The sequence below is a fragment of the Streptomyces sp. 11-1-2 genome (assembly GCF_003595545.1).
Lineage (GTDB): Bacteria > Actinomycetota > Actinomycetes > Streptomycetales > Streptomycetaceae > Streptomyces > Streptomyces hygroscopicus_B.
The window spans coordinates 4,876,966-4,892,060 of the sequence record NZ_CP022545.1 but is presented as its reverse complement, the minus strand read 5'-3'; the positions used below and the strand labels follow the sequence as shown (position 1 = coordinate 4,892,060).

General features: G+C 70.1%; 8 protein-coding genes. 5 read left to right on the top strand and 3 right to left on the bottom strand.

The window, feature by feature from the left end:
• Positions 1 to 31: 31 nt before the first annotated feature.
• Positions 32 to 688, bottom strand: a complete 657-nt coding sequence (locus CGL27_RS20400) for a GNAT family N-acetyltransferase (RefSeq protein ID WP_119989135.1) — start codon at positions 686 to 688, stop codon at positions 32 to 34.
• A 242-nt stretch (positions 689 to 930) separates the two neighbouring features.
• Here CGL27_RS20400 and secA point away from each other — a divergent pair, with 242 nt between their 5' ends.
• The gene (gene secA, locus CGL27_RS20395) at positions 931 to 3,774 is read left to right on the top strand and encodes a preprotein translocase subunit SecA (RefSeq protein WP_078647455.1); all 2,844 of its coding nucleotides are present in this window, start codon (positions 931 to 933) and stop codon (positions 3,772 to 3,774) included.
• A 388-nt stretch (positions 3,775 to 4,162) separates the two neighbouring features.
• On the opposite strand, the gene CGL27_RS20390 is transcribed toward secA, so the two are convergent.
• Positions 4,163 to 4,507 carry an Rv3235 family protein gene (locus CGL27_RS20390; RefSeq protein WP_078641809.1) on the bottom strand — a complete coding sequence of 115 codons (345 nt, stop codon included), beginning with the start codon at positions 4,505 to 4,507 and terminating at the stop codon, positions 4,163 to 4,165.
• A 604-nt stretch (positions 4,508 to 5,111) separates the two neighbouring features.
• Here CGL27_RS20390 and CGL27_RS20385 point away from each other — a divergent pair.
• Together CGL27_RS20385 and CGL27_RS20380 are read left to right on the top strand one after the other, a co-directional pair.
• Positions 5,112 to 5,618: a hypothetical protein gene (locus CGL27_RS20385; protein ID WP_078641807.1), complete on the top strand. Its 507-nt coding sequence runs from the start codon at positions 5,112 to 5,114 to the stop codon at positions 5,616 to 5,618.
• 35 nt (positions 5,619 to 5,653) lie between these two features.
• Entirely contained in the window at positions 5,654 to 6,322 is a 669-nt protein-coding gene (locus CGL27_RS20380; protein ID WP_119989133.1) for an HAD family hydrolase, read from the top strand.
• A gap of 80 nt (positions 6,323 to 6,402) precedes the next feature.
• Here the strand turns inward: CGL27_RS20380 and CGL27_RS20375 are convergent, their stop codons facing one another.
• Positions 6,403 to 6,969, bottom strand: coding sequence for a DJ-1/PfpI family protein (locus CGL27_RS20375; protein ID WP_119994472.1), 567 nt, complete (start codon positions 6,967 to 6,969; stop codon positions 6,403 to 6,405).
• Between the two features lie 498 nt (positions 6,970 to 7,467).
• Here CGL27_RS20375 and CGL27_RS20370 point away from each other — a divergent pair, with 498 nt between their 5' ends.
• Together CGL27_RS20370 and CGL27_RS20365 are read left to right on the top strand one after the other, a co-directional pair.
• Entirely contained in the window at positions 7,468 to 12,435 is a 4,968-nt protein-coding gene (locus CGL27_RS20370) for an NAD-glutamate dehydrogenase (protein WP_119989131.1), read from the top strand.
• Positions 12,436 to 12,821: 386 nt separating this feature from the next.
• Complete coding sequence (locus tag CGL27_RS20365) at positions 12,822 to 15,083, top strand: bifunctional glycosyltransferase/CDP-glycerol:glycerophosphate glycerophosphotransferase (protein WP_119989129.1); 2,262 nt, start codon at positions 12,822 to 12,824, stop codon at positions 15,081 to 15,083.
• Positions 15,084 to 15,095: the final 12 nt, after the last annotated feature.

The window sequence follows — 15,095 nt, the reverse complement described above, 5'->3', positions numbered from 1 at the left end:
CGTTGGCCCCGGCGGCTCCTCAGGGCCTCTCTCAGACCGCTGGCGGCGCCGTGAACGCCCGGCCGGACGCCTCGGGAGCCTGCGGTGCGTTGGACGCCTCCGATGCCTTGGCGGGCAGATACGGCGTCGTCGACGGCAGCCCCCAGTCGGAGGGCAGCAGCGCGCCCCGCCAGGCGTCCCGCCGGGTCCCCTGGTGGACGATCCGGGCGCGGTCCGTCCCCTCCATCCGGAAGCCCACCCCGAGGGCGACCGCCCGCGAGCCCTCGTTCCCGGCCTCGCAGCACCACTCCAGGCGCTCCACCCCGAGCCGGGTGAACGCCCACTCGATCACGGCCCGCGCCGCCTCGTCCGTATAGCCGCGCCGCCGGTGCTCCCGGACCGTCCAGTAGCCCAGCTCGGCCTGGTGCTCGAGAGTGCGCAGATGGGCCAGCCGCACCAGGCCCATGGCGCCGACGAGGGTGTCGTCACTCTTGGTGACCATCGCGAAGTCGTAGGTCACGTCGTCGCGCCAGTTCTCCGGGCAGATCCGGCCGGTGAAGTCCTCCGCGTGCGCACGTTCGTACGGGGAGGGCACGGTGGTCCATCGCTGGATGTCCGGGTCCTGGCAAGCTGCGAAGAGGGCGTCCGTGTCGATGGGCCGGAAGGGGCGCAGGACCAGACGCTCGGTGGTGAGGGTGACAGGCTCCATGCGTCCCGAGTCTGCGCCGCCGTCGTCACTCACCGCGAGCGGTTTCCGCGAATTGGAGGGCACCTGGGGGAGCTCTCGGGCGTTGACACGGTGAGGTGACATCCGGTCCTCGTGGTGACGGACCTCCCGGCGTGCCGGGGTCTGTCTTACGATGGCCGTTGCGGCGGGGCCTGCGCCCCTTGACAATGCCGCGCCAGCGCACCCCGACCGTGCCAGGCCCGACCGGCAAGGAGCCAGCCTACGTGTCCGTCCTCAACAAGCTCATGCGTGCAGGCGAAGGAAAGATCCTGCGCAAGCTGCACCGCATCGCGGACCAGGTCAATTCCATCGAAGAGGACTTCCTGTCGCTCTCCGACGCCGAGCTGCGCGCCCTCACCGACGAGTACAAGCAGCGGTACGCCGACGGTGAGAGCCTCGACGACCTGATGCCCGAAGCGTTCGCCACGGTGCGCGAGGCGGCCAAGCGGGTGCTCGGCCAGCGTCACTACGACGTCCAGCTGATGGGCGGCGCGGCGCTGCACCTCGGGTATGTCGCCGAGATGAAGACCGGTGAGGGCAAGACCCTGGTCGGCACCCTCCCGGCGTATCTGAACGCGCTGTCGGACAAGGGTGTCCACCTCATCACGGTCAACGACTACCTGGCCGAGCGCGACTCCGAGTGGATGGGCCGGGTGCACCGGTTCCTCGGCCTGGAGGTCGGCTGCATCCTCGCCAACATGACCCCGGCGCAGCGCCGCGAGCAGTACGCGTGCGACATCACCTACGGCACCAACAACGAGTTCGGCTTCGACTATCTGCGCGACAACATGGCGTGGTCGCAGGACGAGCTGGTGCAGCGCGGCCACAACTTCGCGATCGTCGACGAGGTCGACTCGATCCTGGTGGACGAGGCCCGTACGCCGCTGATCATCTCCGGCCCGGCCGACCAGGCCACCAAGTGGTACGGCGACTTCGCCAAGCTGGTCACCCGGCTCAGCAGGGGCCAGGCCGCCGAGCCGCAGAAGGGCGTGGAGGAGACCGGGGACTACGAGGTCGACGAGAAGAAGCGCACCGTCGGCATCCATGAGTCCGGTGTCACCAAGGTCGAGGACTGGCTGGGGATCGACAACCTCTACGAGTCGGTCAACACCCCGCTGGTCGGCTACCTCAACAACGCGATCAAGGCCAAGGAGCTCTTCAAGAAGGACAAGGACTACGTCGTCATGGACGGCGAAGTCATGATCGTCGACGAGCACACCGGCCGTATCCTCGCGGGCCGCCGCTACAACGAGGGCATGCACCAGGCCATCGAGGCGAAGGAAGCGGTGGAGATCAAGGACGAGAACCAGACGCTCGCCACGATCACCCTGCAGAACTTCTTCCGCCTCTACGACAAGCTCTCCGGCATGACCGGTACGGCGATGACCGAGGCCGCTGAGTTCCACCAGATCTACAAGCTCGGCGTGGTCCCGATCCCGACCCACCGCCCCCTCTCCCGGATCGACCAGTCCGACCTGATCTACCGCACCGAGGTCGCGAAGTTCGACGCGGTGGTCGACGACATCGCCGAGAAGCACACGAAGGGCCAGCCGGTCCTGGTCGGCACCACCTCCGTGGAGAAGTCCGAGTACCTCTCCCAGCAGCTCGCCAAGCGCGGGGTGCCGCATGAGGTGCTCAACGCCAAGCAGCACGACCGGGAGGCGACGATCGTCGCCCAGGCCGGCCGTAAGGGCGCCGTGACGGTGGCGACCAACATGGCGGGCCGCGGTACCGACATCAAGCTCGGCGGCAACCCCGACGACCTCGCCGAGGCCGAGCTGCGCCAGCGCGGTCTGGACCCGGTGGAGCACTCCGAGGAGTGGGCCGCCGCGCTGCCCGCCGCCCTGGAGAAGGCCGAGGCCGCGGTCAAGGCCGAGTTCGAGGAGGTCAAGGAGCTCGGCGGGCTGTATGTGCTGGGCACCGAGCGCCATGAGTCACGCCGGATCGACAACCAGCTCCGTGGCCGTTCCGGCCGTCAGGGCGACCCCGGCGAGTCCCGCTTCTACCTCTCGCTCGGCGACGATCTGATGCGGCTGTTCAAGGCGCAGATGGTCGAGCGCGTCATGGCGATGGCGAACGTCCCGGACGACGTCCCGATCGAGAACAAGATGGTCACGCGGGCCATCGCCTCCGCCCAGTCGCAGGTCGAGCAGCAGAACTTCGAGACCCGTAAGAACGTCCTGAAGTACGACGAGGTCCTGAACCGGCAGCGTGAGGTCATCTACGGCGAGCGCCGCCGCGTCCTGGAGGGCGAGAACCTGGAGGACCAGGTCGGCCACTTCATGGACGACACCATCGAAGCCTATGTGCGGGCGGAGACGGTCGAGGGCTTCGCCGAGGAGTGGGACATGGACCGGCTGTGGAGCGCCTTCAAGCAGCTCTACCCGGTCAGCGCGACGATCGAGGAGCTGGAGGAGGCGGCCGGCGACCGCGCCGGGATCACCGCCGAGTTCATCGAAGAGTCCATCAGGGACGACATCCACCAGCAGTACGAAGCGCGCGAGGAGCAGCTGGGCTCCGAGATCATGCGTGAGCTGGAGCGGCGGGTCGTGCTCTCCGTCCTGGACCGCAAGTGGCGCGAGCACCTCTACGAGATGGACTACCTCCAGGAGGGCATCGGGCTGCGCGCGATGGCCCAGAAGGACCCGCTGGTCGAGTACCAGCGGGAGGGCTTCGACATGTTCCAGGCCATGATGGAGGGCATCAAGGAGGAGTCCGTCGGCTACCTGTTCAACCTGGAGGTCCAGGTCGAGCAGCAGGTCGAGGAGGTCCCGGTCGAGGCGGCGGACGAGAAGGTCGCCCTCGCGAAGGACGTGGAGGACGCGGTGCCGGCGGGCGCGCCCGCCGCGGGCTCCTCGGGCCGCCCCGAGATCCGCGCCAAGGGCCTGGAGGCCCCGCAGCGGCCGGATCGGCTGCACTTCTCCGCCCCGACGGTGGACGGTGAGGGCGGTGTCGTCGAGGGCGACTTCCCCAACGGTGAGACGCCGCCGGCGCCTCGGTCGGAGGCCGATGGGATGACGCGGGCGGAGCGGCGTAAGGCGCAGAAGGGGCGCCGCCGCAAGAAGTAGTCCGGCAGGGTTTTGGTGGACGGGCCGGGGTGCCGCGCGAGAGCGCGGCACCCCGGCCCGTCGCGTTGTGGCCGTGGCCGTGGTTGTGGGCCTATGGGGTGTCCGGCGGTCTTTCCCCTACCCGCCCCTTCCCGAACCGGGTCCCGGCCCTGGCCCCGCCGGGGCTCCGCCCCTGGACCCCGCTCCTCAAACGCCGGAGGGGCTGGGATGGCTCCCCGCCCCTTCCCGTTGCCAGGGGCTTCGCCCCCTGGACCACAGGGCCTGGGGCGAAGCCCCGGTTTCGGGAAGGCGCTCTGGGCACCGGGGTCTGGGGTGGAGCCCCGCCACGCGGCGGAGCCGCATCGATGCTGTGGGAAGGGGCGGGGAGGGGAGCAGCCTGCCGCAGGCGTCACGATCCGTTGGACACCGCTTGGGCGAGTGGCCCGAGGTCGATGGCGGCGCAGCGCCAGCGGGCGTCGGCGCCGAGCTCCAGCCGGAACGCGAGCGCGCTGAGCCGGTCTCCGGAGGCGATCCGGGCGAACGCCTCGATGACCCCGTGCCGGGGCTGGTACTCGCCACAGCGCCGTACGACGGGTGCCGTGGCACGTCCTGAGGCGGGGCGCAGCGGGGCGCGCGGGGCGAGTTCGATCAGTCGGTCGTAGGCGGCCGGGAGGGCGTGCCCGAGGAGGGTGTGGACGGGGCGCTGACCGCTGAGGGTGAGCACCAGCCGGTTGGCGAACCAGTAGCGCGGCAACCGGTCCCGCTGCCGACACGCCGCTGCGGCGGCCGCACTGCGCGATACGGCCGCGGCGCGGGATGCGGTGAGGGTGTCGTTGGTGGTGGTTGTGTTGTGTTGGGTGGTTGGGGTGGGGGGTGTGGTTGTCGTGGTGGGGGGTGCCGACGTTGTGGGGGTGGTGCGGGGGCGGCGGGGGTCCTTGCGGCCTGGGGGGCCGCTTCGGCCGGGTCCGCTGCCGCCGCGCCGTCGTACGCCCTCCCCGGTCGCCGTGGCCCGATCCGTCGCCCGGACGCCCTCGCGCATGCTTCTGGCCCCGTTCTCTCCGGCCCGGCCGAATACCGGGCGGTAGCTTTCGTCGGAGAGTCTTCTACCGGGGGGTTTTCGGCCTCCGCAATGAGCGCGGCCCCTGGTCGCGGTCGACGCTGCGGTTCACCTATTCGGGGCACCCGGGCGCTCATCGCCCCTGGTCGCGGGGTCGGGCAAGGCACAAGCCCGGCTTTGTGCGGCGCCGTCGTACCCCGTCCCCCGAAAGGGGACCACCGGGCCTGTGAAGAAGGCTCGGGACTGGGGACGGGCGATCGTATGCTTGGGGGCCTATTGGTCTCTGATGAAAGCGGCAGACATGCGCGTCTACGTCCCCCTGACCCTCTCCGCTCTCGCCGAGGCGCACAAGGAGGGCCAACTGGGGCCGACGCCGTTGACGGCCTACGCGGTCACCCCCGCGCTCCGCGAGTGGTACGTGTCGGACGACATCGAGGAGCTGGAGTACGCGGCGCTGAGCCGGGCCGCGCAGGCGTCGCTGCGGCTGCTCGCCGTCGATCCGCGCGCGCCCCGCCGTCGGGTCGTGGTGGCCGTGGACGTGCCCGACGGGCAGGCGGTCGCCGATCCGGACCGGGGGCTGGACCAGTCCGCGCTGGGCGAGGTGCGGATCAAGACCGCCGTACCGCTGGCGAAGGCCGCCGCCGTGCATCTGGACGCCGATGACGCCGAGCGCGACATCGCCGCGGCCGCCGACGCGTTGGGCGCGGCGGACCTCGGTGACGACGACGCGCAGTTCACCGTGGACGGCGCCGAGGACCATGAGCTGCTCTGGTACGCCACCCAGGAGATCCCCAATCTCATCGAGTGATGCCCGCTGTCGGACCCGGCAGGTACGGTCGTGGAATGGGGAAGAACCACGTGACGCACCTCGTCTGGGACTGGAACGGCACGCTGCTCCACGACATCGACGCCGTGATCTCGGCGACGAACGCATCGTTCGGGGAGGTCGGCCTGCCGCCGATCACCATCGAGCGCTATCGCGACCTGTACTGCGTCCCGGTCCCGCGCTTCTATGAGCGGCTGATGGGGCGGCTGCCCACCGACGAGGAGTGGGCGGTCATGGACGAGGCGTTCCACCGGCACTACTGGGCGCTGGCGGAGAGCGCCGGGCTGGCGATCGGCGCCCGGCAACTGCTCGTCGAGTGGCAGGAGGCGGGGCTCACCCAGTCGCTGTGCTCACTGGCCCCGCATGAGCATCTGGTCCCGCTGGTGCGGACGCATGGCATCGAGCGCCATTTCATCCGGGTGGACGGCCGCGTCGGCCAGAGCAACACCGGCAAGGCCGAGCAGATGATGCGCCATATCGCCGAGCTCGAAGGGGTGCCGCCGCAGCGGATGGTGGTGATCGGGGACGCCGTGGACGACGCGGTGGCGGCACGCCATGTGGGGGCGCGGGCCGTGCTCTACACGGGCGGTTCGCACAGCCGGGCCAGTCTGGAGGCGGCCGGGGTGCCGGTCGTGGACACGCTCGAGGAGGCCGTACGGGAGGCCGAGCGCATGGCCGACGGGTAAGCGAGTAAGCCGGAGCGGCCCCTCGGAAGTCAGCTTCGGCCTTCAGCCCTGGGCCGCCGGCCGTGGGCCGCCCCACCCCCTCATACCACCGGCGCCTTCGTCCGCAGCACCGCCAGGAACTCCCGCATCCACGCCGGATGGTCCGGCCAGGCCCGTGAGGAGACCAGCGAGCCGTCGACCACGACCTCCGCGTCCTGGTACTCCGCCCCCGCCGCCTGCATGTCCGGCTCCAGCGCCGGATACGCGGTGACCCGCCGCCCGCTCAGGCCGCCCACGGCCGCCGTCAGCAGCGGGCCGTGGCAGATCTGCGCCACCGGCTTGTCCGCGTCGAAGAACGCCTTGCAGATCTTGCGCAGCTCGGGGTCGTTGCGCAGATACTCCGGGGCCCGGCCGCCCGGGATCACGAGGGCTCCGTATTGACCTGGGTCGACCTCGGAGAAGGCGAGGTCGGCGGGGAGTGTGTAGCCCGGCTTCTCGGTGTAGGTGTCGAAGCCCTCCTCGAAGTCATGGACCACGAGGCGCAGCGTCTTGCGGGTCGGGGCCGCGATATGGACCTCGTACCCCTCCTCGCGCAGCCGCTGGTAGGGGTAGAGCACCTCCAGCGATTCGGCCGCGTCGCCGGTCACCAGAAGGATCTTCGTAGTCATGCCGCCCACCTCCACCTTCACATCCACGCTTACCACCGTCTACCACCGTCCCGATCACGGTGCATCCGCGCCGGCGCGTTGCCAAGAGGGCGCAAGAGGGCACAAGAGGGCACTAGAGGGCATCAGAGATGCATGAGCGGCACATCATCGGTTCGCGCGCGCCCGCGGTCGCTGTCCATTTCGTCAAACTTCAGGGCTCGGTTTTGTACACGAACGGCTCATGACGACCCCCTGGGGAGGAGCGATAGCCTTACTGCGTGATCAGCGCGATAGTCCGTGAGGGCAATGAGGCCCTCGCTCCGCGCCCGGAGCCCCACCGGCCCCGGGCCCGAGCCGCCGCTGACCCGTGGCGCGTGGGTTCTTGGTCACTTACGGCCCAGTACACCCCGGCCATTCCCCGATCCGGCATACCGTCGTCAACGACCGGATTTTTCGCGTCGCGGCGTCATGCCACCGCCATCGATGTCACGCAACGGCGCGCGACAGGAGCCAGAGGACATGCAGACCAAGCTGGACGAAGCCAAGGCCGAGTTGCTCGAACGGGCCGCCCGGGTCGCTGAGAACAGCCCTGCCGGGGGAAAACCGGTTCAGGGCCCAGGACCGGAGACCCTGACCGCATACCTCCAGCACTACTACCTGCACACGCCTCCGGAGGACCTCGCCGACCGCGACCCGGTCGACGTCTTCGGGGCGGCGCTCTCCCACTACCGGCTCGCCGAGGTGCGTCCGCAGGGCACGGCGAACGTCCGGGTGCACACCCCGACCGTCGAGGAGCACGGCTGGACCTGCAGCCACTCCGTGGTCGAGGTGGTCACCGACGACATGCCGTTCCTGGTCGACTCGGTCACCAATGAGCTCACCCGCCAGGGGCGCGGCATCCATGTCGTGATCCACCCGCAGGTGATCGTGCGCCGTGACATCACCGGCAAGCTGATCGAGCTGCTCGATGTCTCCCCGGACGGCCCGGCCAGGAAGAAGCTCCCGCATGACGCGGTCGTGGAGTCCTGGATCCATGTCGAGACCGACCGCGAGACCGACCGCGGCGATCTGAAGCAGATCACCGCCGATCTCCTGCGCGTCCTGTCCGATGTCCGCGAGGCGGTCGAGGACTGGGAGAAGATGCGCGAGTCCGCGATGCGCATCGCCGAGGGCCTGCCGGACGAGCCCAAGGCCGCCGAGGTCCGCGAGGAGGAGGTCGAGGAGGCCCGTGAGCTGCTGCGCTGGCTCGCCGACGACCACTTCACCTTCATCGGCTTCCGCGAGTACGAGCTGACGCAGGTCCCCACCGAGGCCGGTGGCGAGGAGGACGTGCTGACCGCGGTGCCCGGCACGGGCCTCGGCATCCTCCGCTCCGATCCGCAGCACAAGGACACCGACGAGAGCACCCCCGTGGGCCCCGGGGGCCCGGGGTCGCCGTCCTTCAACCGGCTTCCGGCCGACGCCCGCGCCAAGGCGCGCGAGCGCAAGCTGCTGGTGCTCACCAAGGCGAACAGCCGCGCCACCGTCCACCGCCCCTCGTACCTCGACTACATCGGCGTGAAGAAGTTCGACGCCGAGGGCAATGTGATCGGCGAGCGCCGCTTCCTGGGGCTGTTCTCCTCCGCCGCGTACACCGAGTCGGTGCGCCGGGTCCCGGTCATCCGCCGCAAGGTCGTCGAGGTGCTCGCGGGCGCGGGCTTCGCGCCCAACAGCCACGACGGCCGGGATCTGCTGCAGATCCTGGAGACCTACCCGCGCGATGAGCTGTTCCAGACCCCGGTCGACCAGCTCCGCTCGATCGTCACCAGCGTGCTCTACCTCCAGGAGCGCCGCCGGCTGCGGCTGTTCCTCCGCCAGGACGAGTACGGGCGCTACTATTCCGCGCTGGTCTATCTGCCGCGTGATCGTTTCACCACCGATGTGCGGCTGCGGCTGACCGACATCCTGCTGGAGGAGCTGAGCGGCCGCCCGCCGGTCGACTTCACCGCCCTGCACACCGAATCGGTGCTCTCGCGGCTGCACTTCGTGGTCCGCCTCCAGCCCGGCACCGAGCTGCCCGACCTCACCGACGCCGATGTGGAGCGGATCGAGGGCCGGCTGATCGAGGCCGCCCGCTCCTGGGCCGACGGCTTCGCCGAGGCGCTGGTCTCCGAGGCAGGTGAGGAGCGCGCGGCCGAGCTGCTGCGCCGCTATCAGCACGCCTTCCCCGAGGGGTACAAGGCGGACCACACCCCGCGCGGTGCCGTGGCCGACCTCCAGCACCTGGAGCGGCTGAAGGACCGGGGGAAGGAATTCGGGCTCAGCCTCTACGAGCCGGTGGGCGCGGCCCATGCCGAGCGCCGCTTCAAGATCTACCGGGCCGGGGCCCAGATCTCGCTGTCCGCGGTGCTCCCGGTGCTCAACACCCTCGGTGTCGAGGTGGTCGACGAGCGCCCGTACGAGCTGCGCTGCTCGGACAAGACCACCGCCTGGGTCTACGATTTCGGGCTGCGGCTGCCCCTGCGCGAGGGCGAGGCGCTGGCCGACGACGCCCGTGAGCGCTTCCAGAACGCGTTCGCCGCGGTGTGGACCGGCCAGGCCGAGAGCGACAACTTCAACCAGTTGGTGCTGGGCGCGGGGCTGGACTGGCGGCAGGCGATGGTGCTGCGGGCCTACGCCAAGTACCTGCGGCAGGCCGGCTCCACCTTCAGCCAGTCGTACATGGAGGACACCCTCCGCAACAATGTGCACACCACCCGGCTGCTGGTCTCCCTCTTCGAGGCGCGGATGTCGCCGGAGCGGCAGCGGGCGGGCGTGGAGCTGACCGACGCCCTGCTGGAGGAGCTGGACGCGGCGCTGGACCAGGTGGCCTCGCTGGACGAGGACCGCATCCTGCGCTCGTTCCTCACCTTGATCAAGGCGACTCTGCGGACGAACCACTTCCAGATGAACGGGGACGGCAAGCCCCACGACTACCTGTCGATCAAGCTGGACCCGCAGGCCGTGCCCGATCTGCCCGCGCCCCGCCCGGCGTACGAGATCTGGGTGTACTCGCCGCGGGTCGAGGGTGTGCATCTGCGGTTCGGCAAGGTCGCGCGCGGTGGCTTGCGCTGGTCCGACCGGCGTGAGGACTTCCGTACCGAGATCCTCGGCCTGGTCAAGGCGCAGATGGTGAAGAACACCGTCATCGTGCCGGTGGGCGCCAAGGGCGGCTTCGTCGGCAAGCGGCTGCCGGATCCGTCCGTCGACCGCGACGCCTGGATGGCCGAGGGCATCGCCTGCTACAAGACCTTCATCTCCGGTCTGCTCGACATCACCGACAACCTGGTCGCGGGCCAGGTCGAGCCGCCCAAGGACGTGGTCCGCCACGACGGGGACGACACCTATCTCGTCGTCGCCGCCGACAAGGGCACCGCGACCTTCTCCGACATCGCCAACGACGTGGCCCAGTCGTACGGCTTCTGGCTCGGGGACGCCTTCGCCTCCGGCGGCTCCGCCGGATACGACCACAAGGGCATGGGCATCACCGCCCGCGGCGCCTGGGAGTCGGTCAAGCGCCACTTCCGTGAGCTGGGCCATGACACCCAGACCCAGGACTTCACGGTCGTGGGCGTCGGTGACATGTCGGGTGACGTGTTCGGCAACGGCATGCTGCTGAGCGAGCACATCCGGCTGATCGCCGCCTTCGACCACCGGCACATCTTCCTGGACCCCAACCCGGACGCGGCCACCTCCTACGCCGAGCGCCGCCGCCTGTTCGAGCTGCCGCGTTCCTCGTGGGAGGACTACGACACCGGGCTGCTGTCGGCGGGCGGCGGCATCCACCCCCGTACGGCCAAGGCCATTCCGATCACCCCGCAGGTGCGGGCCGCGCTCGGCATCGAGAAGCGGGTCGCCAAGATGACCCCGGCCGATCTGATGAAGACGATCCTCAAGGCCCCGGTCGACCTGCTGTGGAACGGCGGCATCGGCACCTACGTCAAGGCGTCCACCGAATCCCACGGCGATGCCGGTGACAAGGCCAATGACGCGATCCGGGTGGACGGCCAGGATCTGCGGGTCAAGGTCGTCGGCGAGGGCGGCAACCTGGGCCTGACCCAGCTGGGCCGGATCGAGTTCGCCGCGGGCGGCGGCCGGATCAACACCGACGCGATCGACAACAGCGCCGGTGTGGACACCTCCGACCATGAGGTGAACATCAAGATCCTGCTCAACGCTCTGGTCACCGAGGGCGACCTCACCCTCAAGCAGCGCAACAAGCTGCTCGCCGAGATGACCGACGAGGTCGGCGCGCTGGTGCTGCGCAACAACTACGCGCAGAACGTGGCCCTGGCCAACTCGGAAGTGCAGGCCCCCAGCCTGCTCCACGCCCACCAGCGGCTGATGCGCCGCCTGGGCCGGGAGGGACGGCTGGACCGGGCGCTGGAGTTCCTGCCCACCGACCGCCAGATCCGCGAGCGGCTCTCCGCCGGGCGCGGTCTGAGCCAGCCCGAGCTGGCCGTGCTGCTCGCCTACGTCAAGATCACGGTGGCCGATGAGCTGATCGCCACCGGGCTGCCCGACGACCCGTACCTCCAGCGGCTGCTGCACGCGTACTTCCCGCAGGCGCTGCGGGAGCGGTTCCCCGAGTACATCGACGGCCACGCCCTGCGGCGCGAGATCATCACCACGGTGCTGGTCAACGACACGCTCAACACCGCCGGGACGACCTTCCTGCACCGGATGCGGGAGGAGAGCGGGGCCTCCACCGAGGAGGTCGTGCGCGCCCAGACCGCGGCCCGCGCGATCTTCGAGCTGAACCAGGTGTGGGACGAGGTCGAGGCGCTGGACACGGTCGTCGACGCCGACATCCAGACCAGGATGCGGCTGCACTCGCGGCGGCTGGTCGAGCGCGGCACCCGCTGGCTGCTCAACAACCGGCCGCAGCCGCTGGAGCTCGCCGAGACCATCGACTTCTTCGGCGAGCGGGTCGCCGCGGTCCGGGCCCAGATGCCGAAGCTGCTGCGCGGCTCCGACATCGAGTGGTACCAGCGGATCTACGACGAGATCACCGCGGCGGGTGTCCCGGAGGACCTGGCCACCCGGGTGGCGGGCTTCTCCTCGGCCTTCCCGACGCTGGACATCGTCGCCATCGCGGACCGCACCGGCAAGGAGCCGCTGGCGGTCGCCGAGGTCTACTACGACCTGGCCGACCGGCTGCGGATCAGCCAGCTGATGGACCGGATCATCGAGCTGCCGCGCGCCGACCGGTGGCAGTCCATGGCCCGGGTCTCCATCCGCGAGGACCTGTACGCGGCCCAGGCCGCCCTGACCTCCGATGTGCTGTCGGTGGGCAACGGCGGCTCCACGCCCGAGCAGCGCTTCAAGGCGTGGGAGGAGAAGAACGCCGCGATCCTGCAGCGTGCGCGCACCACGCTCGATGAGATCCAGTCGTCGGAGACCTTCGACCTGGCCAATCTGTCGGTCGCGATGCGGACGATGCGAACGCTGCTGCGCACGCATAGCTGATCCGCCACCGAGCTGACACCGCGCCGCCCGGGGCCCCGCGCCCCGGGCGGCGCGGTGCGTCCGGGCCATGACCCCGCGGCGCCGCATGGCCCACGTGCCGCACTTGTCCACGACATCGGGCCAGGGCCCGGGTGCCTGGCGGGTGCGGCGTCCGCGACGCCGTACGTCCGTGAAGCGCGGCGCCGCGCCGACGTGGAGGGAAGGCCGCGGGAGGAGAATGTGGCGGCACCGGCGCCCCCGGCGGACTTCATGTCCGCCGGGGGCGTTTGTCACCCGCTTGGGCGCCCGTCCAACGACCGAACGGGCATACCGGGACGAACCCACCTAGCGTGGGTGGTCAGTGAGTGCTTCGCACCTCGAACCGCCGTCGCGTCCCGAGGAGCCTTATGCCCCGCTTCACCATCGTCATCGCCGCCTATCGCGTCCAGGGCTATCTGAGCGCCTGCCTGGATTCCGTGCTGAGGCAGTCGTGTCAGGACGTGGAGGTGGTCGCCGTCGACGACTGCTCACCGGACCACTGCGGCGCGATCATCGACGCGTACGCGGCGCGCGACAGCCGGGTCGTGCCCGTGCACCAGCGGGTCAACTCCGGGCCGGGCCGGGCCCGTAACGCCGGTGTCGAGCGGGCCCGCGGGGACTATCTGCTCTTCCTGGACGGGGACGACACCCTCGCCCCGGGCACCCTCCAGGGCCTCGCCGACCGGCTCGCCCTCACCCATGACCCGGACATCCTCTACTTCAACCATGTGCGCACCTACTGGTCGGAGCGCCGGGCCCCCAGCCTCTTCGGGGATCTGCTGGCCTCGGCGGGCACCGATGTCTTCTCCGTCGTCGAACGCCCGGAATTCCTGCGGCTGTTCGCGATGTCGTCCAATCGCGTCTACCACCGGGATTTCTACATCCGCCATGGCTTCGCGTTCAGCGAGGGCATCTACGAGGACGCACTGCTCTCGTACAAGACGATGCTCACCGCGCGGCGAATAGCCTGTGTCGATCTGGTGGGCCTGGAATACCGGCAGCGGCGGGTCGGGGCCAGTACGGGAAGCCCCGGGGAGAAGCACTTCGTCATCTTCCAGCAGTACGCCCGGCTCTTCGACTTCCTCGACGACCACCCGGAGCTGGACCCTTTGCGCCCGCTGCTCTTCGAACGGGCCGTCTCGCATTTCCTGTTCTGCCTGGACCGGACGTCCCGGGTGGCGACGGCGGACCGGCCGCGCTTCTTCGGACGGGCCGCCGCGTGGTATCGCGGCCGTCTGCCCGCCGGGTTCACCCCGCCGGTCGAGGGCCGGTGGCGCTTCGAGGCGCTGGCGTCCGGCTCCTTCCTCCGCTACCGGGAGCGCGAGCTGGGCGTACGGGCGGCGGCCGGGGCCCGCAAACTGCGCCGGACCGTCCGGCCGCCCCTGGCCGCACGCGCCAAGCGGGGCCTGTACCGGCTGCACCGGCAGCGGCCGGTGGACCCCCATCTGGCCGTCTACTCCGCGTACTGGGGCCGTGGGGTGCTGTGCAATCCGGGGGCGATCTACCACAAGGCGCGGGAGCTGGCACCGGAGATCCACGGGGTATGGGCGGTCAAGCAGTCGGAGATCGAGTCCCTCCCGGAAGGCGTCGACTACGTCGTCACCGGCACCCGCGACTTCTACCGCACCGTGGCCCGCGCGAAATACCTCATCAACAACGTCAACTTCCCCAATGAGGTGGTGAAACGGCCGGGCACGGTGCATCTGCAGACCTTCCACGGCACCCCGCTCAAATGCATGGGGCTGGACCAGCAGCGCTATCCGGCCGCCGCGGGCGGCATGAGTTTCGGCAATCTGCTGAGGCGCATCGACCGCTGGGACGTCGCCCTCTCCTCCAATCCGCATTCCAGCCAGATCTGGGAGCGGGTCTACCCCGCCGCGTACCGGCTGCTGGAATACGGATATCCGCGCAATGACGTCTTCTTCACGGCGTCCGAGGAGGACATCCGCCGGATCCGCGGGGAGTTGGGCATCCCGGCCGGGAACACCGCCCTCCTCTACGCGCCCACCCTCCGCGACTACCAGAAGGGGTTCACCCCCCGGCTGGACCTGGAGCGGCTCAGCCGCGAACTCGGCCCGCAGACCACGCTGCTGGTGCGGGCCCACTACTCCTACCGGCCGCAGGACCATCTGTCCCGGCTCCAGGAGGCCGGGCTGGTGATCGACGTCTCCGGCCACCCGTCGGCGGAGCAACTGTGCCTGGCGGCGGACGCGCTGATCACCGACTACTCGTCGATGATGTTCGACTACGCGCTGCTGGACCGCCCCATCGTCATCTACGCCGACGACTGGGACATCTACCGGTCCTCCCGCGGGGTCTACTTCGACCTCCTCTCGGGATCCCCCGGCGAGACCCCGGGGGCCGTGGCCCGCACCGAGCGGGAGCTGGCCGAGGTCTTCCGCGAGGGCCGCTGGTGCGACGCGGACGCGAGCGCGCTGCGCACCGCCTTCCGGGCCCGCTTCTGCCGGTTCGACGACGGCCACGCGGCCGAACGGGTGGTACGGACCCTGATGCTGGGCCAGGACGACACGGCGCTCCCCCTCGCGCCCGCGCCGCGGACGCGGCCCCTGCCGGCCGACGGCGACAGCGCCCCGGCGGGGCCGCGCGGCGGCGTCCTCACCGCCGAGTGACCCCGACCCCGA

Bases quoted from the DNA above. Each gene is read 5' to 3' on its own strand.
- CGL27_RS20370 (WP_119989131.1), top strand. From the start codon at position 7,468: ATGCAGACCAAGCTGGACGAAGCCAAGGCCGAGTTGCTCGAACGGGCC.
- CGL27_RS20365 (WP_119989129.1), top strand. From the start codon at position 12,822: ATGCCCCGCTTCACCATCGTCATCGCCGCCTATCGCGTCCAGGGCTAT.
- CGL27_RS20380 (WP_119989133.1), top strand. From the start codon at position 5,654: ATGGGGAAGAACCACGTGACGCACCTCGTCTGGGACTGGAACGGCACG.
- CGL27_RS20385 (WP_078641807.1), top strand. From the start codon at position 5,112: ATGCGCGTCTACGTCCCCCTGACCCTCTCCGCTCTCGCCGAGGCGCAC.
- CGL27_RS20400 (WP_119989135.1), bottom strand. From the start codon at position 688: ATGGAGCCTGTCACCCTCACCACCGAGCGTCTGGTCCTGCGCCCCTTC.
- CGL27_RS20375 (WP_119994472.1), bottom strand. From the start codon at position 6,969: ATGACTACGAAGATCCTTCTGGTGACCGGCGACGCGGCCGAATCGCTG.